The sequence below is a fragment of the Pseudomonas brenneri genome (genome assembly GCF_007858285.1).
GTDB lineage: Bacteria > Pseudomonadota > Gammaproteobacteria > Pseudomonadales > Pseudomonadaceae > Aquipseudomonas > Aquipseudomonas brenneri.
Genome location: NZ_VFIL01000019.1, coordinates 56,910 through 73,744 on the forward strand (window position 1 = coordinate 56,910; position 16,835 = coordinate 73,744).

Below are 16,835 nucleotides of genomic sequence, written 5' to 3' on the forward strand. Positions count from 1 at the left end.
TCAGCGTCCAGAGTGAAGCGTGTTCCCGGCGTTAAAACAAGCCCATCTGGCCACCGACCAAGGTGCTGAAATCGTCATCGACAAACGGCAGGATCGCATCGGCCACCGGCTGCAGTTGCCGGGTGACGTAGTGATCGTAGTCAATCGGCGCCTGACGCACCTCCAGGGGCTCGGGGCCGTTGACGGTGATCACGTAGCGAATCCAGCCACCGTTCTGGTATTGCCGTGGGCGGCCCTCACGGTCGTTGAATTCATCCGCCAGGCGCGCCGCACGCACATGGGGCGGGACATTGCGCTCGTAATCGCCCAGTTGCCGGCGCAGGCGCTTGCGGTAGATCAGTAGTTCATCGAGTTCGCCGCTGAGGGTGCGGCGCACGTAGTCACGCACATAGTCCTGATGGGGCTGGCGGTGGAAGATCCGCTGGTACAACTCCTGCTGGAACTGGCGGGCCAGGGGAGACCAGTCGCTGCGCACGGTTTCCAGGCCTTTGTAGATCATTTCTTCACTGCCATCGGCACGGGTCACCAGGCCGGCATAGCGCTTCTTGCTGCCCTCCTCCGCCCCACGAATGGTCGGCATCAGGAAGCGACTGAAGTGAGTTTCGTATTGCAGCTCCAGGGCACTTTGCAGGCCAAACTCGCTGTGCAGGCGTTCACGCCACCATTGGTTGACGTGCTGCACCAGGCCCTGGCCGATGCGCGTGGCATCTTCCTGGGAATGGGCACTGCCGAGCCAGACGAAGGTGGAGTCGGTATCGCCATAGATCACTTCATAACCCTGGGCTTCGACCAGTTCGCGGGTCTGGCGCATGATCTGGTGACCGCGCATCGTGATGGACGAGGCCAGCCGCGTATCGAAGAACCGGCAACCGCTGGAGCCCAGTACGCCATAGAACGCATTCATGATGATCTTCAGGGCCTGGGACAACGGCGCGTTGTGCTCGCGCTTGGCCACCTCGCGGCCCTCGGACACCCGCGCCACGATGGCCGGCAGGCAATGCCGGGTGCGGGAAAAACGTGCGCCGCGAAAACCTTCCACCGACTCACTGTCGTCGGGATGGCGCAAGCCTTCGATCAGCCCCACGGGGTCGATCAGGAAGCTGCGGATAATCGATGGGTAGAGACTTTTGTAGTCCAGCACCAGCACTGATTCATACAGGCCGGGACGCGAATCCATGACAAAACCACCGGGGCTGGCCTGGGGTGGCTTGTCCCCCAGGTTCGGCGCGACAAAGCCCTGGCGATGCATCAGCGGCATGTACAAATGAGTGAACGCCGCCACCGAACCACCGTTGCGGTCCGCCGGCAGGCCGGTGACGCTGGCCCGCTCCAGCAGGAACTTGAGCAGCTCGGTCTTTTCGAAAATCCGCGTCACCAGCTCGCAGTCCTTGAGGTTGTAGCGTGCCAGCGCGGGCTTGTCCTCGGCGAACATGCGGTTGATCTCGTCCATGCGCTGGTAGGGCGTGGAAATCGACTTGCCTTCGCCAAGCAGGGTCTGGGCGACGTTTTCCAGGCTGAATGACTCAAACGTCCAGGTCGCCGAACGCAGGGCTTCGATGCCATCGATGATCAGCCGTCCGGCCGCGGCGGCGAAGTAATGGTTACGGCTGCCGTGTTCGCGCCAGGCCATGGCCTCGCCGCCACGGCCGAGCAGCAATGGCACGTTAAGGCGCTTGGCATGCTCATGGAGGACCCGCAGATCGAACTGCACCAGGTTCCAGCCAATGATCGCGTCGGGGTCATGTTGCGCCAGCCACTGGTTCAAGCGCTCCAGCAGTTGGGCGCGGCTGTCGCAGTATTCGAGCTTGAAATCCACTGCGTCTGTTTTGTTGGCCGGGCCGAGCATGTACACCTGGCGCTCACCGCAGCCTTCCAGGGCGATGGAGTACAACTCGCCGCGCGCGGTGGTTTCGATATCCAGGGACACCAGTTTCAACGCCGGGCGGTAGTCCGGCGCGGGTTTCATCTGCGCGTCCAGCAGCATTGCGCCCTCGCCCGGTGTGCCGCCAAACACCACTGGCGCGGTGATAAAGCGTTCCATCATGTAGCGCTCGGGCGGGCGCACATCGCCTTCGTAGACATCCACGCCGGCTTGGCGCAGGCGTTTTTCCAGGTCCATTGCCTGGCGATGCTGACGGGTATAGAGGCCCAGGACCGGGCGATGATGAAAGTCACACAGTTGCAGCGGACGCAGTTTCACGTCGCGCTCACCCTTGAGCACCCGTTGCGCGTGCTCGCGATGGGCCACCGGAATAAACATCACCGAAGGCTGCACGGGTAGACGGATATACCGCGGCCCCTGGTCGGTCGCCAGCCAGAAGCTGACCTCTGTACCCGCCGAGGTGTCGCGCCAATGCCGGGTCAGGACAAAACCCTGCTGTAAATCCACCTTGCCACACCTCAGGAATCGCTTTCAGGGCGCGATTCTACTCGGCATCCACCACAAGGCCTGCATAGAAATTTCTGACCTTCAGACAGACTGTACATTGCAAATAAACTTGTAAAACACCAATTAGCATTTGTTATCATTTGCACTGGAGTCGTATTCGCGCAGTGAGGAAGCGCAACGTTGTTGCCCCCCTTTCCTCACATTGACGGCTCGCCGTCCGGATCGACCATGCCCACTTGTACACGACTCGCCGTGCCGTTTCGCCCGACCCTGCTTGCCCTGTGCTGCTCCCTGAGCTTCGCGGCCCATGGCGCCCCTCAACAGCCGCCACAGACTGACCAGGCCCTGGAGCTGGGCGCCACCAGCATCAGCGCCGAGGCCATCATCCCCGGCGCCCTGCCTCCGGTGTACGCCGGTGGCCAGGTGGCACGCGGCGGGCAGTTGGGTGTATTGGGCAACCAGGACATCATGGACGTGCCGTTCAGCATGGCGTCCTACACCGAACAACTGATTCGCGACCAACAGGCCGAGACCGTCGGCGATGTACTGCTCAACGACTCTTCCGTGCGCCAGGCTTCGGGGTACGCCAACCAGTCACAGTTGTTCGTGATTCGTGGCCTGCCACTCAATGGCGATGACATTTCCTTCAACGGCCTGTACGGCATCCTGCCCCGGCAGATCATGTCCACCGACGCCCTGGAGCGCGTGGAAGTGTTCAAGGGCCCGAACGCCTTTATCAACGGGGTAACGCCTTCGGGCTCCGGTATCGGCGGCGGCGTGAACCTGCAACCCAAGCGCGCCGACGATGTGCCGCTGCGCCGCTTCAGCACCGATATCAGCAGCGAAGGCCGGATGGGTCAGCATCTGGATATCGGCCAGCGCTTTGGCGAGGACAATCGTTTTGGCGCGCGGGTGAACCTGTCCCAGCGTGAAGGTGATACCGCGACCGACAATGAGAACCAGCGCTCCAAACTGTTTGCCGCAGGCCTGGATTACCGTGGCGATGCGTTACGCCTGTCGGGAGACTTCGTCTATAAGAAGGAGCGCGTCAATGGCGGGCGCAACTCGGTATTCCTCGGCTCGGCAGTGACCCTGGTACCCGACGCGCCTTCGGCCGAGACCAACTACGCCCCGCGCTGGAGCATGACCAATATTGAAGACACCCTGGGCATGCTGCGTGCCGAATATGACCTGAATGACAACTGGACCGCCTACGCAGCAGGCGGTGCCAAGCACACCCGGGAGATGGGCCGGTACTCCTCGGTGACCATCAACGACAACCTGGGCAATGCACAATCCAGCGCCTCGACCATCGCCCACGAAGAAGACAACAGCAGCGCCATGGCCGGTTTGAACGGCAAGTTCCAGACCGGGCCGGTGAGCCACCGCCTGAACTTCGGCCTGGCCGGGATCTGGACCGAGGCACGTAACGCCTATGTGTTCGACAGCGCCAGGACCAGCACCAATATCTACAACCCGGTGACCGGCGCCGAACCGCGCCGGAACAACCCACGCAATACCCCTGGCACCGACTTCAGCGACCCGACCATCACCGCCAAGAGCTTTATGCGCAGCGCGGCGGTGTCCAACACCTTTGGATTTATCGATGATCGCCTGCTGGTCACGCTGGGCCTGCGCCGCCAGCAAATGGTGGTGCAGGGTTACAACTACATGAGCGGCAGCCGTACGGCCAACTACGATGAGTCGATTACCACACCGGTGTACGGCATTGTGTTCAAGCCTTGGGAGCATGTGTCGCTGTATGCCAACCGGATTGAAGGGTTGGCCAAGGGGCCTGTTTCACCGGTCAATGCCCTTGGCCGCACGGTGATTGGCGGCGGCCAGGCTTTTGCACCCGCACGTTCCAAGCAGATCGAGGCCGGGGTCAAGGTCGACATGGGCACCTACGGCGCAACCCTGGGTGTGTATCGCATCGAGCAGCCCGGCGCCGGCTACAGCCAGATCATCGACGCCACCACCGCACGCTTCGTGCGTGAAGGCGAGCAAATCAACAAAGGTGTAGAACTCAATGTGTTCGGCGAGCCGCTGGCCGGCCTGCGCCTGCTCGGTGGTGTGACGGTCATGAAAACCGAACTCACGAACACCCAGAACGGTGCCAACGACGGTAACCGGGCGATTGGTGTGCCGTCCTTCCAGTTCAATGCCGGCGTGGATTGGGATGTGCCGGGCCTGCAAGGCGTGACCCTCAACGGACGCATGCTGCGCACTGGCGGGCAGTACGTCGATGCTGCCAATAAACTCAGCCTGCCGACGTGGAATCGCTTTGATGTGGGCGCACGCTACACCTTCAAAGTGGACCAGCGCGATGTCAGCCTCGGGCTCACGGTGGACAACGTGGCCAATACCAAATACTGGGCATCGGCAATCGGCGGCTACATGACCCAAGGCGATCCACGGGTGGCCAAGCTGTCGGCAAGCATTGAGTTCTGAGCCCCACCTTACAGACTGAAATCCCGGACCCCGCGCTAATCTTCTGTGGGAGCTGTCTCGCCCTGCGAGGCTGCGATGGCGGCGGCACAGGTACCAGAAATATCGCCTGAGCCACCGCTATCGCAGCCTCGCTAAAGCTCGACAGCTCCCACATTTTGGTCTGTATCAGGCCGAAAATCCGGGCACACCGACAGCATTCACAAAGTATGTTGAGTTGGCAGGCTATTGGACAGCCCGGTCCCAACTGCGTAGTTTTCACCAACCGCGCACAAGGACTCTGGCATGGCCCCCGACCTTACCTCCATCGAGCTGTTCCTCAAGACGGTCAAGCTGGGCAATCTGTCCCGCGCGGCCGAGCAGTCACACCTCTCGCTGTCAGCGGCCAGCCGGCGCCTGTCGTTGCTGGAGCAGCACTTCAAAGTCGCCCTGTTGCACCGCACCTCCACCGGTGTCTCGCCAACGGCGGCCGGCGAGGTGTTGGCCGAGCATGGGGGGTCGATTTTACGCGCGGTAGACGTGATGCACGCCGACCTCGCCGACTATGCCAAGGGCGCCACCGGCCGCGTGTGCCTGTACGCCAACAGCTCAGCGATGAGCCAGCAACTGCCCAGCCAACTGACCCAGTGGAACGCCCTGCACCCTGGTATCCGCCTGGATATCCGTGAGGAGCGCAGCCGCGAAATCCTGCAGGCAGTGCGCGATGGCGTGGCTGATGTAGGCATCGTCACCACCCAGCCGGGCGGCGAGGAATTGCGCTTTGTCCCTTACTGCCAGGACCGCCTGTGCCTGCTGGTGCCCGATGATCATCCGTTCAAGATGCGCCATGCGCGCTTTGAGGATTTGTTGGGCTACGACTTCGTCGGCCTGGAAGATAACGCCGCCATCACCGCACTGATCACCGAAGCCGCCGCCGCGATTGGCATGCCGCTGCGCCTGCGGGTCCAGGTGCGCAGCTTTGAAGCCGTGTGCCGGCTGATTGCCGCCGGCCAAGGGGTTGGCGTACTGCCCCAGGGCGCGGTGCAGATCTTTCGCAAGGAAATGGCCTTGCGCTTTATCGAAATCGACGACCCCTGGGCCGACCGCCAGATGTACCTTTGCATGCGCCAGCAACAGCCTTCGCCTACAAGCCTGGCGTTATTCGACTACCTCAGCGCCTGTAATCACGCATAACCGCTGGCCTTCGAATTTTGCGAAGGCCACTTCCACAATCAGCAATTCCCCCACCGCTGCACCTGTGCCAAGAATGTCCCCGCCTCACTGACAACAACAAAAACAGGAGACACGGCGTGTCCAATTCCACGACCAGCACCCCCCATCGTATTGCCGTGATCCCCGGCGACGGTATCGGCCGCGAGGTGGTGCCCGAAGGCTTGCGTGTACTGGAGGCCGTCAGCCGGCGTTTCGGCATTGCCTTTGAGTTCGATCACTTTGCCTGGTGCAGCGAACACTACCTGGCCCACGGCAGCATGATGCCGGACGATTGGGCCGAGCAGATCGGCAGCCATGATGCGATCTTCTTCGGTGCCGTGGGCGCACCGGACATCATCGCCGACCACACGGCGGTGTGGGAGTCGCTGCTGAAGATCCGCCGCCAGTTCGACCAGTACGTCAACATCCGCCCGGTACGCCTGATGCCCGGCGTGCCCTGCCCCCTCGCCGGCCGTGTGCCGGGGGATATCGACTTTATCGTGGTGCGGGAAAACACCGAGGGCGAATACTCCAGCGTCGGTGGGCGGATGTGGGAAGGCACGCCGCGCGAGATCGCCGTGCAGGAGTCGATCTTCTCCCGCGAAGGCGTGGACCGGGTGGTGGACTATGCCTTCAAACTGGCGCAGCAGCGCCCGCGCAAGAACCTGGTGGCCGCCACCAAATCCAACGGTATTTCCATCACCATGCCGTTCTGGGACGAGCGGGTGAACCTGATCGCCCAGCGCTACCCGGACGTCAAGACCGCTAAATTCCACATCGATATTCTGTGTGCGCATTTCGTGCAGCACCCGGACTGGTTTGACGTGGTGGTGGCCTCCAACCTGTTTGGCGACATCCTTTCCGACCTCGGCCCAGCCTGTACCGGCACCATCGGTATTGCCCCGTCGGCCAACCTCAATCCCGAGCGGCGCTACCCATCGCTGTTCGAGCCGGTGCATGGTTCGGCACCGGACATTGCCGGGCTGGGCGTGGCCAACCCCATCGGGCAGATCTGGTCGGCTGCGTTGATGATCGAACATCTGGGCAATGGCGACCCGCTTTACCAGCAGGCCGCAGCGGCGATTGTCTCGGCCATCGAGACGGTACTTGCCGAAGGGCCACGCACCCGGGAAATGGGCGGCAGCGCCAGTACGATTGAAGTGGGCGTGGCCATCGCCGAATGCGTCGCCGGGAACAGGAGTTGAACATGATCAATGCACACTACATCGCCAACCAATGGCAAGCCTCGGCGTCACGGGAAGACATCCCGGTGATCGACCCCAGCAGCGGCGAAACCTACTCCAGCATCGCCCGTGGCAATGCTGCCGATATCGATGCCGCCGTCAGCGCCGCCCGCCAGGCCGTGGGCGAGAGCTTCGCTGGCCCATGGGGCACATTGTCGGCCCTGGAGCGCAGCCGCCTGCTGGCCAAACTCGGCGTGGCTGTGCTGGAACATCACGAAGAGCTGGCGCAGATCGAAGCCCGGGACACCGGCAAGGCGCTGAAAGTCGCGCGGGCCGATGCCACTGCCCTCGCCCGTTATTTCGAGTATTACGCCGGCGCGGCCGACAAGCTGCACGGCGAAACCCTGCCCTATCAGAACGGCTACACAGTGCTGACCGTGCGCGAACCCCATGGGGTGACCGGGCATATCATCCCGTGGAACTACCCGATGCAGATCTTCGGCCGCAGCGTCGGCGCCTCCCTCGCGGCGGGCAATGCCTGTGTGATCAAGCCCGCCGAGGATGCCAGCCTGTCGCTGCTGCGCCTGGCACAGATCGCCGCCGAAGTGGGTTTTCCGGCCGGCGCGATCAATGTGGTGACCGGCTATGGCTACGAAGCGGGCGCGGCATTGTGCAGCCATCCGGGTGTCGATCACATCTCCTTTACCGGCTCCAGCGTGACCGGCACTGCGGTGTCAAAAGCGGCCGCTGAGCGACATTGCCCGGTGACCCTGGAACTGGGCGGCAAATCACCGCAACTGGTGTTCGCCGATGCGGACCTGGATGAAGCCTTGCCGGTGCTGATCAATGCCATCGTGCAGAACTGCGGGCAGACCTGTTCTGCCGGTAGCCGCTTGCTGGTGGAGCGCAGCGTGTATGAAACGGTGCTGGCCGGGCTCAGCCAGCGTTTTTGCGAGCTGCGCACCGGGCCCTCAGCGCTGGACCTGGATATGGGCCCGCTGATCAACCAGAAGCAGCAACGCCTGGTGCGCGAGTTCGTGCGCGAAGCCGAACAGGCCGGCATCACCGTGGCCGCGCGCGGCCAGGTGGTGGCCGAGGCCGACAGTGGCGGGTACTTCCAGGAAGCGGTGCTGTTTCGCGACGTGCCGCCCGACAGCCGCCTGGCCCAGGAGGAAGTCTTCGGCCCGGTACTGGCCGTGATGCCCTTCGACGACGAAGCCGAGGCCATCCGCCTGGCCAACGGCACCGATTTCGGCCTGGTCGCCGGCGTGTGGACCCGCGACGGCGCCCGGCAAATGCGCCTGGCCCGCAAGCTGCGTTGCGGTCAGGTTTTCATCAATAACTACGGGGCCGGCGGCGGGGTTGAACTGCCCTTCGGCGGCGTCAAGGCCAGCGGTTATGGCCGGGAAAAAGGCTTCGAGGCCCTGCTGGGCTTTACCACCTTGAAGACCATTGCGATCAAACACGGCTAAGCCATTACAACAACAAGAAAGGAGAACACTCCATGCGTCTAGCAAACAAAGTGGCCATCGTCACCGGCGCCGGTTCCGGCTTTGGCGAAGGCATCGCCAAGACCTTCGCCCAACAGGGAGCACGAGTCATCGTCGCCGATATGAACGCCACCGGCGGCCAGCGGGTGGTCAATGAGATCAAAGCCAGCGGCGGACATGCGCATTTCATCGAGGTCAACGTGGCCAACGACGAAAGCGTCGGCGCCCTGCTGCGGGCAACCCTGGAGCAATTCGGTGGGCTGGATATTGTCATCAACAACGCCGGCACCACCCACCGCAACCGGCCGATGCTGGAAGTGGACGAGGCCGAGTTCGACCGGGTGTTCGCAGTCAACGTCAAAAGCATCTTCCTCAGTGCCAAGCACTTCGTGCCGCACTTTCGCGGCCAGGGCGGCGGCGTGTTCGTCAATATTGCCTCGACTGCGGCGATCCGCCCGCGCCCGGGACTGGTCTGGTATAACGGCAGCAAGGGCGCGGTGGTGGTCATGAGCAAGACCATGGCGGCGGAGCTGGGGCCGGACAATATCCGCGTCAATTGCGTGAACCCGGTGGTCGGCGCAACGGCGTTGCTCAGTGAGTTCATGGGCGTGCCGGACACCCCGCAAAACCGCGAAAAGTTCATGGCAACCATTCCCCTGGGACGTTTTTCCACCCCGCAAGACGTGGCCAATGCCTGCCTGTACCTGGCCTCGGACGAAGCGGCATTCATCACCGGCACCTGCCTTGAAGTCGATGGCGGGCGCTGCGTGTAACTCAACGACCAAAGGGATCGGAGTCGATATGTGTGACTTACATAACAAGAACGAACCGAGCACCAAGCAATTACTCGAAGGCCTGCCAAAGAACTGGGGTAAATGGGGGCCGGACGATGAGGTCGGCGCCCTCAACTACCTGACCGAAGCCGAAGTACTGCGCGGCGTGGCCTCGGTGCGCCAGGGCAAGACCTTTACCCTGCAAGTGCAGATCGGCCATCCGGGCGGCGACCCGATGTGGCCTGCACGCAACCCGTCGATGCGCTTCAATACCCTGGACCACAGCCACTATCACTTCGGCAAGCAACCCGAAATGACTGGCGGCGCGGCCTATTGCGACGATGTGATCTTCATGCAGTTGCAAGGCTCGACCCAGTACGACGCCCTCGGGCATGCCTGGTACGACAACCAACTGTGGAACGGCTACGACGCCATGAGCACCGTCGGCGGCATGGCCAAGGCCAGTGTGCTGGCGATTGCCGAACGTGGCGTGGTCGGGCGCGCGGTGCTGATCGACATGGCCCGCCATCGCGGCAAGAAATACCTGGGCCGTGGCGAAACCTTCAATCACCTGGACTTGCTGGCGGCCGCCAAGGCCCAGGGCGTGACCATCGAAAAACGCGACATCCTGATCATCCGCACCGGCTCCATGGGCGCCTTCTACGAGTATGGCAAGACCGAATTCTTCAAGGACCTGGTGGAGCCTGGCCTGACCTACAGCCGGGAGTTGGTGGAGTGGTTCCACGCCATGGAAATCCCCAACCTGGTGACCGACACCATCGCCAACGAGGTGATCACCGATCCGGTATCGGGGGTGCAGATTCCATTGCATTGCGCGTTGATGCGCAACCTCGGCATCGCCTTTACCGAGATCGTGCTGCTGGAGGATCTGGCCGCCGATTGTGCCGACGACGGCCAGTGGAAGTTCCTCTACACCGCCGCACCGTTGAAGATTGTCGGTGGCAGCGGCGCGCCGGTGAACCCGGTGGTGATCAAGTAGCTCACCAATCGTAGGACACGGCCAGGGACGCAGTGCGCTCCTGGCCGTAGTAGCAACCGAAGGCGTAGTTGCAGGACGAGACATACTCGCGATCAAACAGGTTCTGCACGTTGAGGCTGGCTTCAGCGCCCTTGAATGTGGGACCCAGGCGGCTTAGGTCGTAGCTGACAGTGGCGTCGTACACGACGAACGACGGGGTCTTGAAGGTGTTGGCCGAGTCGCCGTATTTCTTCCCGGTGTAACGCGCACCGCCACCTGCGGTCAGGCCGGCCAAGGCATCGCTGGCAAAATGGTAGTCGGCCCAGACGCTGCCGCTCCACGGGGCTTGCGCCTCACTGCGGTTGCCCTCCTCGCCGTAGTTGCTCTTGGTATAGATCGCGTCCAGGTACGACAGCGCACTGATCAACTCCACCTGGCCAAAACGGGCCTTGCCTTCGAACTCGACGCCGCGTGAGCGCACTTCACCTTCTTGCAACTGGTATTCGCGATAGACCAGATCGCCGGTCAAGACGTTTTTCTGCTTGATCTGGAACACCGACAAGGTCAGCAGCGACTGGTCGTTGGGCTGGTACTTGACCCCCGCTTCATATTGCTCGCCCTCTACCGGCTTGTAGGCGCCGCCACCGCGTGCCGGGGCCAGACGGCCGACGCTTGGCAGGAACGACTCGGCATAGCTGACGTAGGGGGCCAGGCCGAAGTCGGTGAGGTAAGTCAGGCCCACGCGACGCGTGAGTTTCTTGTCTTTCTGCGACACCGTGCTGCGGTCCAGCAGGTCGCGGTTGATCACTTCGGCCCAGTCTTCACGCAGGCCCATGGTGAGGATGAAACGGTCGAACTTGATTTGGTCCTGGGCATACAGGCCGGTCTGCTTGACCGTGTTGTTCCACTTGGTGGTCAGTTGCGGCTGGCCAAAGGTGTGGTAATTGGACGGTTTGTAGAGGTCGATGATTTCCGCGCCATAGAGGTTGTAGCCCTGGTATTTACGGGTGAACTCGCGGTGATCGAAGCCCACCAGCAAGGTGTGCTCAAGGGCACCGGTGGCGAACTTGGCCTGCAGGTTGTTATCGATAGTGTAGGCACTGTTGTGTTGGCGCCAGTCCAGTTTGGTGCGGCTGGCGCGGGTATCGTCGGTGCTGCCGTCGGGCAGTTCGACGAAGCGATTGAGGTAGAAGCCTTTGTAGCGGTCGTTGACGTCAGTGAATCGAGCCGTCTGGCGATATTCCAGGTTGTCGTTGAATGCGTGGGAGAAGTCATAGCCCAGCACATATTGATCGCGGATGTAGTTGTTCCAATCGGAATCGCCGAGGAAGGTGTCGCGGTCGATGTGCTGGCCCTTGGAGTTGCGGTACAGCGTGCCGATGGCCGGCAGCGCCTGGTAATCGGCCAGGGATTTATCGCGCTGGATCTGCGCATAAATGGTCAGGGCGGTGTCTTCGGTCGGCGCCCAGGTCAGGCTGGGAGCAAGCAAGGTGCGGCTGTCGGTGGCGTGGTCGACCATCTCGTTGCCGTCGCGGGCCAGGCCGATCAGGCGGTAGCTCAGAGTCTTCGCGTCATCGATGGGACCGCTGAAGTCGAGGGCGCCATTGACCCGGTCGTAGCTGCCCACGCCGAACTTGACCTGGTGCCGCGCTTCAGTGGTGGGCCGTTTGGATACCAGGTTGATCATCCCGCCAGGCTGGTTCTGCCCGAACAGCACCGACGCCGGCCCCTTGAGTACCTCAATACGTTCCAGGGTGTAGGGGTCGATTTGTGGCGCACCGCCGAGGCTACCGGCGTAAGGCAGGTAGGCACCATCGAGGTACAGCAAAGTGGGAGAGAAGCCGCGGCTGCCCAGCTCATCAGCGATGGTATTGCGATCGGTGTAGCCGTTGGTGTCCATGCCTGGGGTGTAGCGCAGGGATTGGGTCAGGTTGCGCGCGCCCTGGACCTTGACCTGGTCGGCGGTGACCACGTTGACGGTCTGCGGGATTTCCAGGATCGGTGTATCGGTCTTGGTGGCCGTGGCGCTGCGAGTAGCCACATAACCATCCACCGGGCCCCAGGCATTTTCTGCGACCTGGCCGGTGACGGTGGTGGCGCCGAGATTAAGCGCGCCCTCGGGCAGCAGATACAGGCTCCAGGTGCCGTTCTCGGTGACCGTCAAGCCCAGGCCGCTACCGGCCAGCAGATGCTGTGCGGCCTGCTCGGGGCTGTACTGGCCCTGCAACGCGGGCGCACGGCGGCCTTGCAGCAAGGCTGGGGCGACCGACAGCGTGCGTCCGCTTTCCCGCGACAGCCGGCTCAGACTATCGCCTAGGGCGGCGGCAGGTAGATTGAAATAGTGCGGGGCACTGGCGTCAGTATCGGCCAGGGCGACAGCAGGGTGGCCGATCACGGCCAGGGTTACGGCCAGGGTCAACAGGCAGGGGCGGATCATCAAGGGTGCCATAGGGTGAGGATGCTCATTGTCAGGTTGGCGTTCCCTAACCTTGACTCGCGAGATCAGCGATCCCCTCACGCTGAGTGAAAATAATTCCCATTGAGCCTTCAGCGCACATCAATCAGGGTCAACCAGGGGCCGTAATGGCTGATCCGCAGGGGGAAGGTTTGGGCCAGCGAGGCCAGGGTCTGCTCCGGGTCATCCAGTGGATACACACCATAGATGCGCACTTTCGAGGCTTGCTCACTGACCCGCAGCACACCTCGGCGATACGGACGCAGAGCGTCGATCAGCAGGCCCAGGGGCTCATCCCGGATATCGACTCGACCATCGCGCCAGTCCGCCCGGGTGCGCACCGAAAGCGGTACCGGACGCACATCGCTGTCGCTGAACCACGCCGCCTCCCCCGCCTCTACACGGCGCTGGCTGCCACCGGAGGTGGTGACCTGGACACTGTGCAACTGCACCGAGGTCAGGCTGCCGGTGGCCTCCTGGCGCACCATGAATTGTGTGCCCAGGGCCTGGACTTCTCCCTGGGCGGTGGCGATCACAAACGGTCGGCGCGGGTCGGCGGCGACATCAACAAACACTTGGCCCTCGCGCAGGCGCACCAGGCGGCGGGTGTCGGTGAAATGGATATCCACCGAGCTGCGGGCGTTGAGGCTCAGGCGACTGCCATCGGCCAACTCGAAGGTCTTGCGCTCGCCGGTGGCGGTGTGGCGATCGGCCCACAGGCCATTGAGCGGCTGGGCCCGGTCGAAAATCGCGGCACCACTGATACCGAACAACACCAGGGCCAGGCTGCCACGCAACACTTTGCGCCGCGACTCGGAGTCCGGGGCTGCCAGGGCCTGGGTCACGGCACGTAACTGACCGGGGCTACGGGCTTCGACGCGCTGCAAGTCGGCAATCGGCTGCTGCAGCAAGCTACCGACCCGCTGCCAGGCAATCGCATGCTGGGGATTGGCCCGCAGCCACGTTTCGAAGGCTTGACGCACTGACGGATCTTCAGCCGCCGCCTCCAGGCGCAGCAACCAATCCACGGCGGCGCGGGTCGTGGCGTCAACCTTGGGCTGGCTCATGTCAGGTCCGCCGATTCGGCCAGACAGTGCAGGAAAGCCCGCCGCAGATCGCGCTCCACGGTGGCCAGCGACACCTTCAACTGCTGGGCGATGACAGGCTGCGACAAGCCTTCGAGACGGTTGAGCATAAAGATCTGCCGTACCCGAGGCGGCAGGCCATTGAGCAGGCGATCGATGCTTTCCAGGGCCTCACGTACCAGGGCCAGGTCTTCTTCCGAAGGTGTGTAGGCGTCCGGCAACTGCGCCAGGCTGTCGAGGTAAGTCTGCTCCAGGCGCTTGCGTCGCCAGAAACTGAATAACAGCCGACGGGCCACGGTACTGAGAAACGCACGGGGCTCATCGAGTTGGTTGAGCTGGCGCGCATCCAGAATGCGGATAAACGTGTCTTGGGTCAGGTCCGCAGCATCCTGTGGGCACTTGAGCTGACGATACAACCAGGCGCGCAGCCAGCGATGGTTATCGTCATACAGCGTTGCCAGGAGAACCTTGGGATCGGTAGGAGTAGACACGCGGGCAGCCAGAGATGTTAATGATAACTCATCTCATTATCGTCGTAGATTGTAGCGAAATGCAATCGCTTATCTATCGGGCGGTCCCGCACTCTGGGTGGCGTAAACCCTTTCTTTCACACGCGAGGCTCACCCGAAGTCTTGGCGGGCGCCGCGTACTGCGGTTTAAGGTGGCCCTGCTGATCAAGCAGCCAGGCATCCATGATCTGGCGTACCACAGGGCCTGCCACACGGCCGCCCGCCTCGCCATTTTCGATCATCACTGAAATCACGATCCGGGGATGCTCCGCTGGGGCAAAGCCGACGAACAATGCGTTATCGCGGTTGCGCTCGCGGGTCTTCAGACGGTTGTAGCGCTCGCCCTGCTTGATCGCAACCACCTGCGCGGTACCGCTCTTGCCGGCGATTCGGTACTGCGCACCGGCGGCTGACGCACGGGCAATGCCGCGTGGATCATGCATCACCATTTGCATGCCGTGGTTGACCTGATCCCAGTCGTGCGGATTCTTGAGGACGACATTGGGCATCGGGTTTTCGTCCACGGGCGGAACACCGTCAATGGTCTTGGCCAGGTGCGGGCGATTCCACACGCCCTTGTTGGCGATCAACGCGGTGGCCTGGGCCAATTGCAATGGCGTGACTTGCATATAGCCCTGGCCGATGCCGAGGATCACCGTTTCGCCCGGGAACCAGGGCTGGCGACGGGTCGCGCGCTTCCAGGCCTGGGACGGCATCAGGCCGGCGGACTCTTCAAACATGTCCAGGGAAACTTTCTGGCCGAGACCGAATTCGGCCATGTAGTCGTGCAGACGATCAATCCCCAGCTTGTGGGCCAGGTCATAGAAGTAGGTGTCGTTGGAACGCATGATGGCGGCGTCCATATCCACCCAGCCGTCGCCGCTGTGGTTCCAGTTGCGGTACTTGTGGTCGAAGTCCGGAAGTTGGTAGTAGCCGGGGTCAAAGACCCGGGTCTGCGCGGTGACCACACCGCTGTCGAGACCGGCGATGGCCACTTCCGGCTTGATCGTCGAGCCCGGCGCATAGAGCCCGCGCAGTACGCGGTTGAACAAGGGACGGTCGATGGAGTCACGCAGCGCGGAGTATTCCTTGAAACTGATGCCGGTCACGAATGAGTTGGGGTCGAAGCTGGGTTTGCTGACCATCGCCAGGACTTCACCGGTTTGCGGATCCAGGGCAACCACTGAGCCGCGACGATCACCCAGGGCTTCTTCGGCAGCTTCCTGGAGCTTGATATCCAGGCTCAGGACGATGTTTTTGCCCGGGATCGGATCGGTATGCTTGAGTACCCGCAGCACCCGGCCCTGAGCGTTGGTCTCGACTTCTTCATAACCGACATGACCGTGCAACTGTGGCTCGTAGAAACGTTCGACGCCGGTTTTACCGATGGATTGCGTGCCTCGGTACTCGACCGAATCCAGTTCCTTGGACTCTTTTTCGTTGATACGACCTACGTAGCCGATGGAGTGAGCAAAGTGCGCGCCCAGAGGGTAGTGACGCACAAACTGCGGCTCGACATCCACGCCAGGCAGGCGGAATTCGTTGACGGCCAATATGGCAATCTGTTCTTCCGTCAATTCGTAGAACAACGTCACGGGCACAAATGGGTGACGCGCCTGCTTCAGGGCCTTGTCAAAGACTGTACGGTCTTCGGCTGGCAGGTGCAGGAGAGTGATGATCGAGTCCAACTCGCCTCTGAGGTCGGTCGCCCGTTCGCGAGTGATTGTCAGGTTATAACTGGGGCGGTTATCGGCCAGGACCACGCCGTTGCGGTCATAGATCATGCCGCGGGTCGGGGTGATGGGCAGGACATGAACCCGATTGTTTTCGGAGATGGTGGAGTGATAGTCGAACTCCACGACTTGCAGGTAATACATCCGTGCAACCAAGGCACAGGTAATGCCCAATACCAGCATTGCACAAGCCAGCAGGCGCTTGTTGACCAGGCGGTGTTCTTTCTCGTGGTCCTTGATCGGTATAACTTCAGGCATTTCTACAGCATCTCGTGGGAAGAGGTGATGCCGCGTCCTGCGGTTGGAAGGCCAGTCCTTGGAAAAGGTGCTGCACCATACCAAAAATACCGAAACACTTTGTATTGAATTGGCCGGACGGCAGTGGCTACAAGCTGCAAGCGGGTATGGGGCGGGCTTGGAATCTTGCAGCTGGAAACTTGAAGCTTGCAGCTGCCCCCTTTCCGAGCGCCCAAAACAAAACCCCAACTGCTTTCGCAATTGGGGTTTCGGAATTTAATCTTGACGATGACCTACTCTCACATGGGGAAACCCCACACTACCATCGGCGATGCATCGTTTCACTACTGAGTTCGGGATGG

The 16,835-nt window shown here is 61.9% G+C and carries 11 protein-coding genes and 1 rRNA gene; 6 read left to right on the forward strand and 6 right to left on the reverse strand.

The annotated features are described in order from the left end of the window. Positions 1-31: 31 nt before the first annotated feature. Positions 32-2,389 (reverse strand): DNA polymerase II, encoded by a 2,358-nt coding sequence (locus FJD34_RS27130; RefSeq protein ID WP_090291482.1) that lies wholly within the window; start codon positions 2,387-2,389, stop codon positions 32-34. A gap of 228 nt (positions 2,390-2,617) precedes the next feature. On the opposite strand from FJD34_RS27130, the gene FJD34_RS27135 reads away from it, so the two are divergent. The 6 genes from FJD34_RS27135 to FJD34_RS27160 all read left to right on the forward strand — a co-directional run bounded on the left by FJD34_RS27135 (position 2,618) and on the right by FJD34_RS27160 (position 10,475). Next, on the forward strand, positions 2,618-4,840 hold the full coding sequence (locus tag FJD34_RS27135; protein WP_090291484.1) for a TonB-dependent receptor: 2,223 nt from the start codon (positions 2,618-2,620) through the stop codon (positions 4,838-4,840). Between the two features lie 282 nt (positions 4,841-5,122). Continuing rightward, entirely contained in the window at positions 5,123-6,010 is an 888-nt protein-coding gene (locus FJD34_RS27140; protein ID WP_065942295.1) for a LysR family transcriptional regulator, read from the forward strand. Positions 6,011-6,126: 116 nt separating this feature from the next. Continuing rightward, the gene (locus tag FJD34_RS27145) at positions 6,127-7,233 is read left to right on the forward strand and encodes a tartrate dehydrogenase (RefSeq protein WP_065942294.1); all 1,107 of its coding nucleotides are present in this window, start codon (positions 6,127-6,129) and stop codon (positions 7,231-7,233) included. A 2-nt stretch (positions 7,234-7,235) separates the two neighbouring features. Continuing rightward, positions 7,236-8,684: an aldehyde dehydrogenase family protein gene (locus FJD34_RS27150; protein WP_065942293.1), complete on the forward strand. Its 1,449-nt coding sequence runs from the start codon at positions 7,236-7,238 to the stop codon at positions 8,682-8,684. Positions 8,685-8,716: 32 nt separating this feature from the next. Next, positions 8,717-9,475 (forward strand): SDR family oxidoreductase, encoded by a 759-nt coding sequence (locus FJD34_RS27155; RefSeq protein WP_032862985.1) that lies wholly within the window; start codon positions 8,717-8,719, stop codon positions 9,473-9,475. A gap of 28 nt (positions 9,476-9,503) precedes the next feature. Beyond that, positions 9,504-10,475, forward strand: a complete 972-nt coding sequence (locus FJD34_RS27160; RefSeq protein WP_032862984.1) for a cyclase family protein — start codon at positions 9,504-9,506, stop codon at positions 10,473-10,475. Between the two features lies 1 nt (position 10,476). Here the strand turns inward: FJD34_RS27160 and FJD34_RS27165 are convergent, their stop codons facing one another. From FJD34_RS27165 to rrf, 5 genes are all read right to left on the reverse strand, one after another. Beyond that, a complete protein-coding gene (locus FJD34_RS27165; RefSeq protein WP_223232760.1) occupies positions 10,477-12,891 on the reverse strand; it encodes a TonB-dependent siderophore receptor in 2,415 nt (804 codons plus the stop codon). 110 nt (positions 12,892-13,001) lie between these two features. Next, the gene (locus FJD34_RS27170; RefSeq protein ID WP_090291488.1) at positions 13,002-13,976 is read right to left on the reverse strand and encodes a FecR family protein; all 975 of its coding nucleotides are present in this window, start codon (positions 13,974-13,976) and stop codon (positions 13,002-13,004) included. Continuing rightward, on the reverse strand, positions 13,973-14,485 hold the full coding sequence (locus FJD34_RS27175) for a sigma-70 family RNA polymerase sigma factor (protein WP_032862980.1): 513 nt from the start codon (positions 14,483-14,485) through the stop codon (positions 13,973-13,975). The genes FJD34_RS27170 and FJD34_RS27175 overlap by 4 nt, the downstream gene beginning before the upstream one ends. A 116-nt stretch (positions 14,486-14,601) precedes the next feature. After that, a complete protein-coding gene (gene mrdA, locus FJD34_RS27180; protein WP_032862978.1) occupies positions 14,602-16,494 on the reverse strand; it encodes a penicillin-binding protein 2 in 1,893 nt (630 codons plus the stop codon). A gap of 259 nt (positions 16,495-16,753) precedes the next feature. After that, positions 16,754-16,835, reverse strand: a 5S ribosomal RNA gene (rrf, locus tag FJD34_RS28950); the annotation flags it as partial.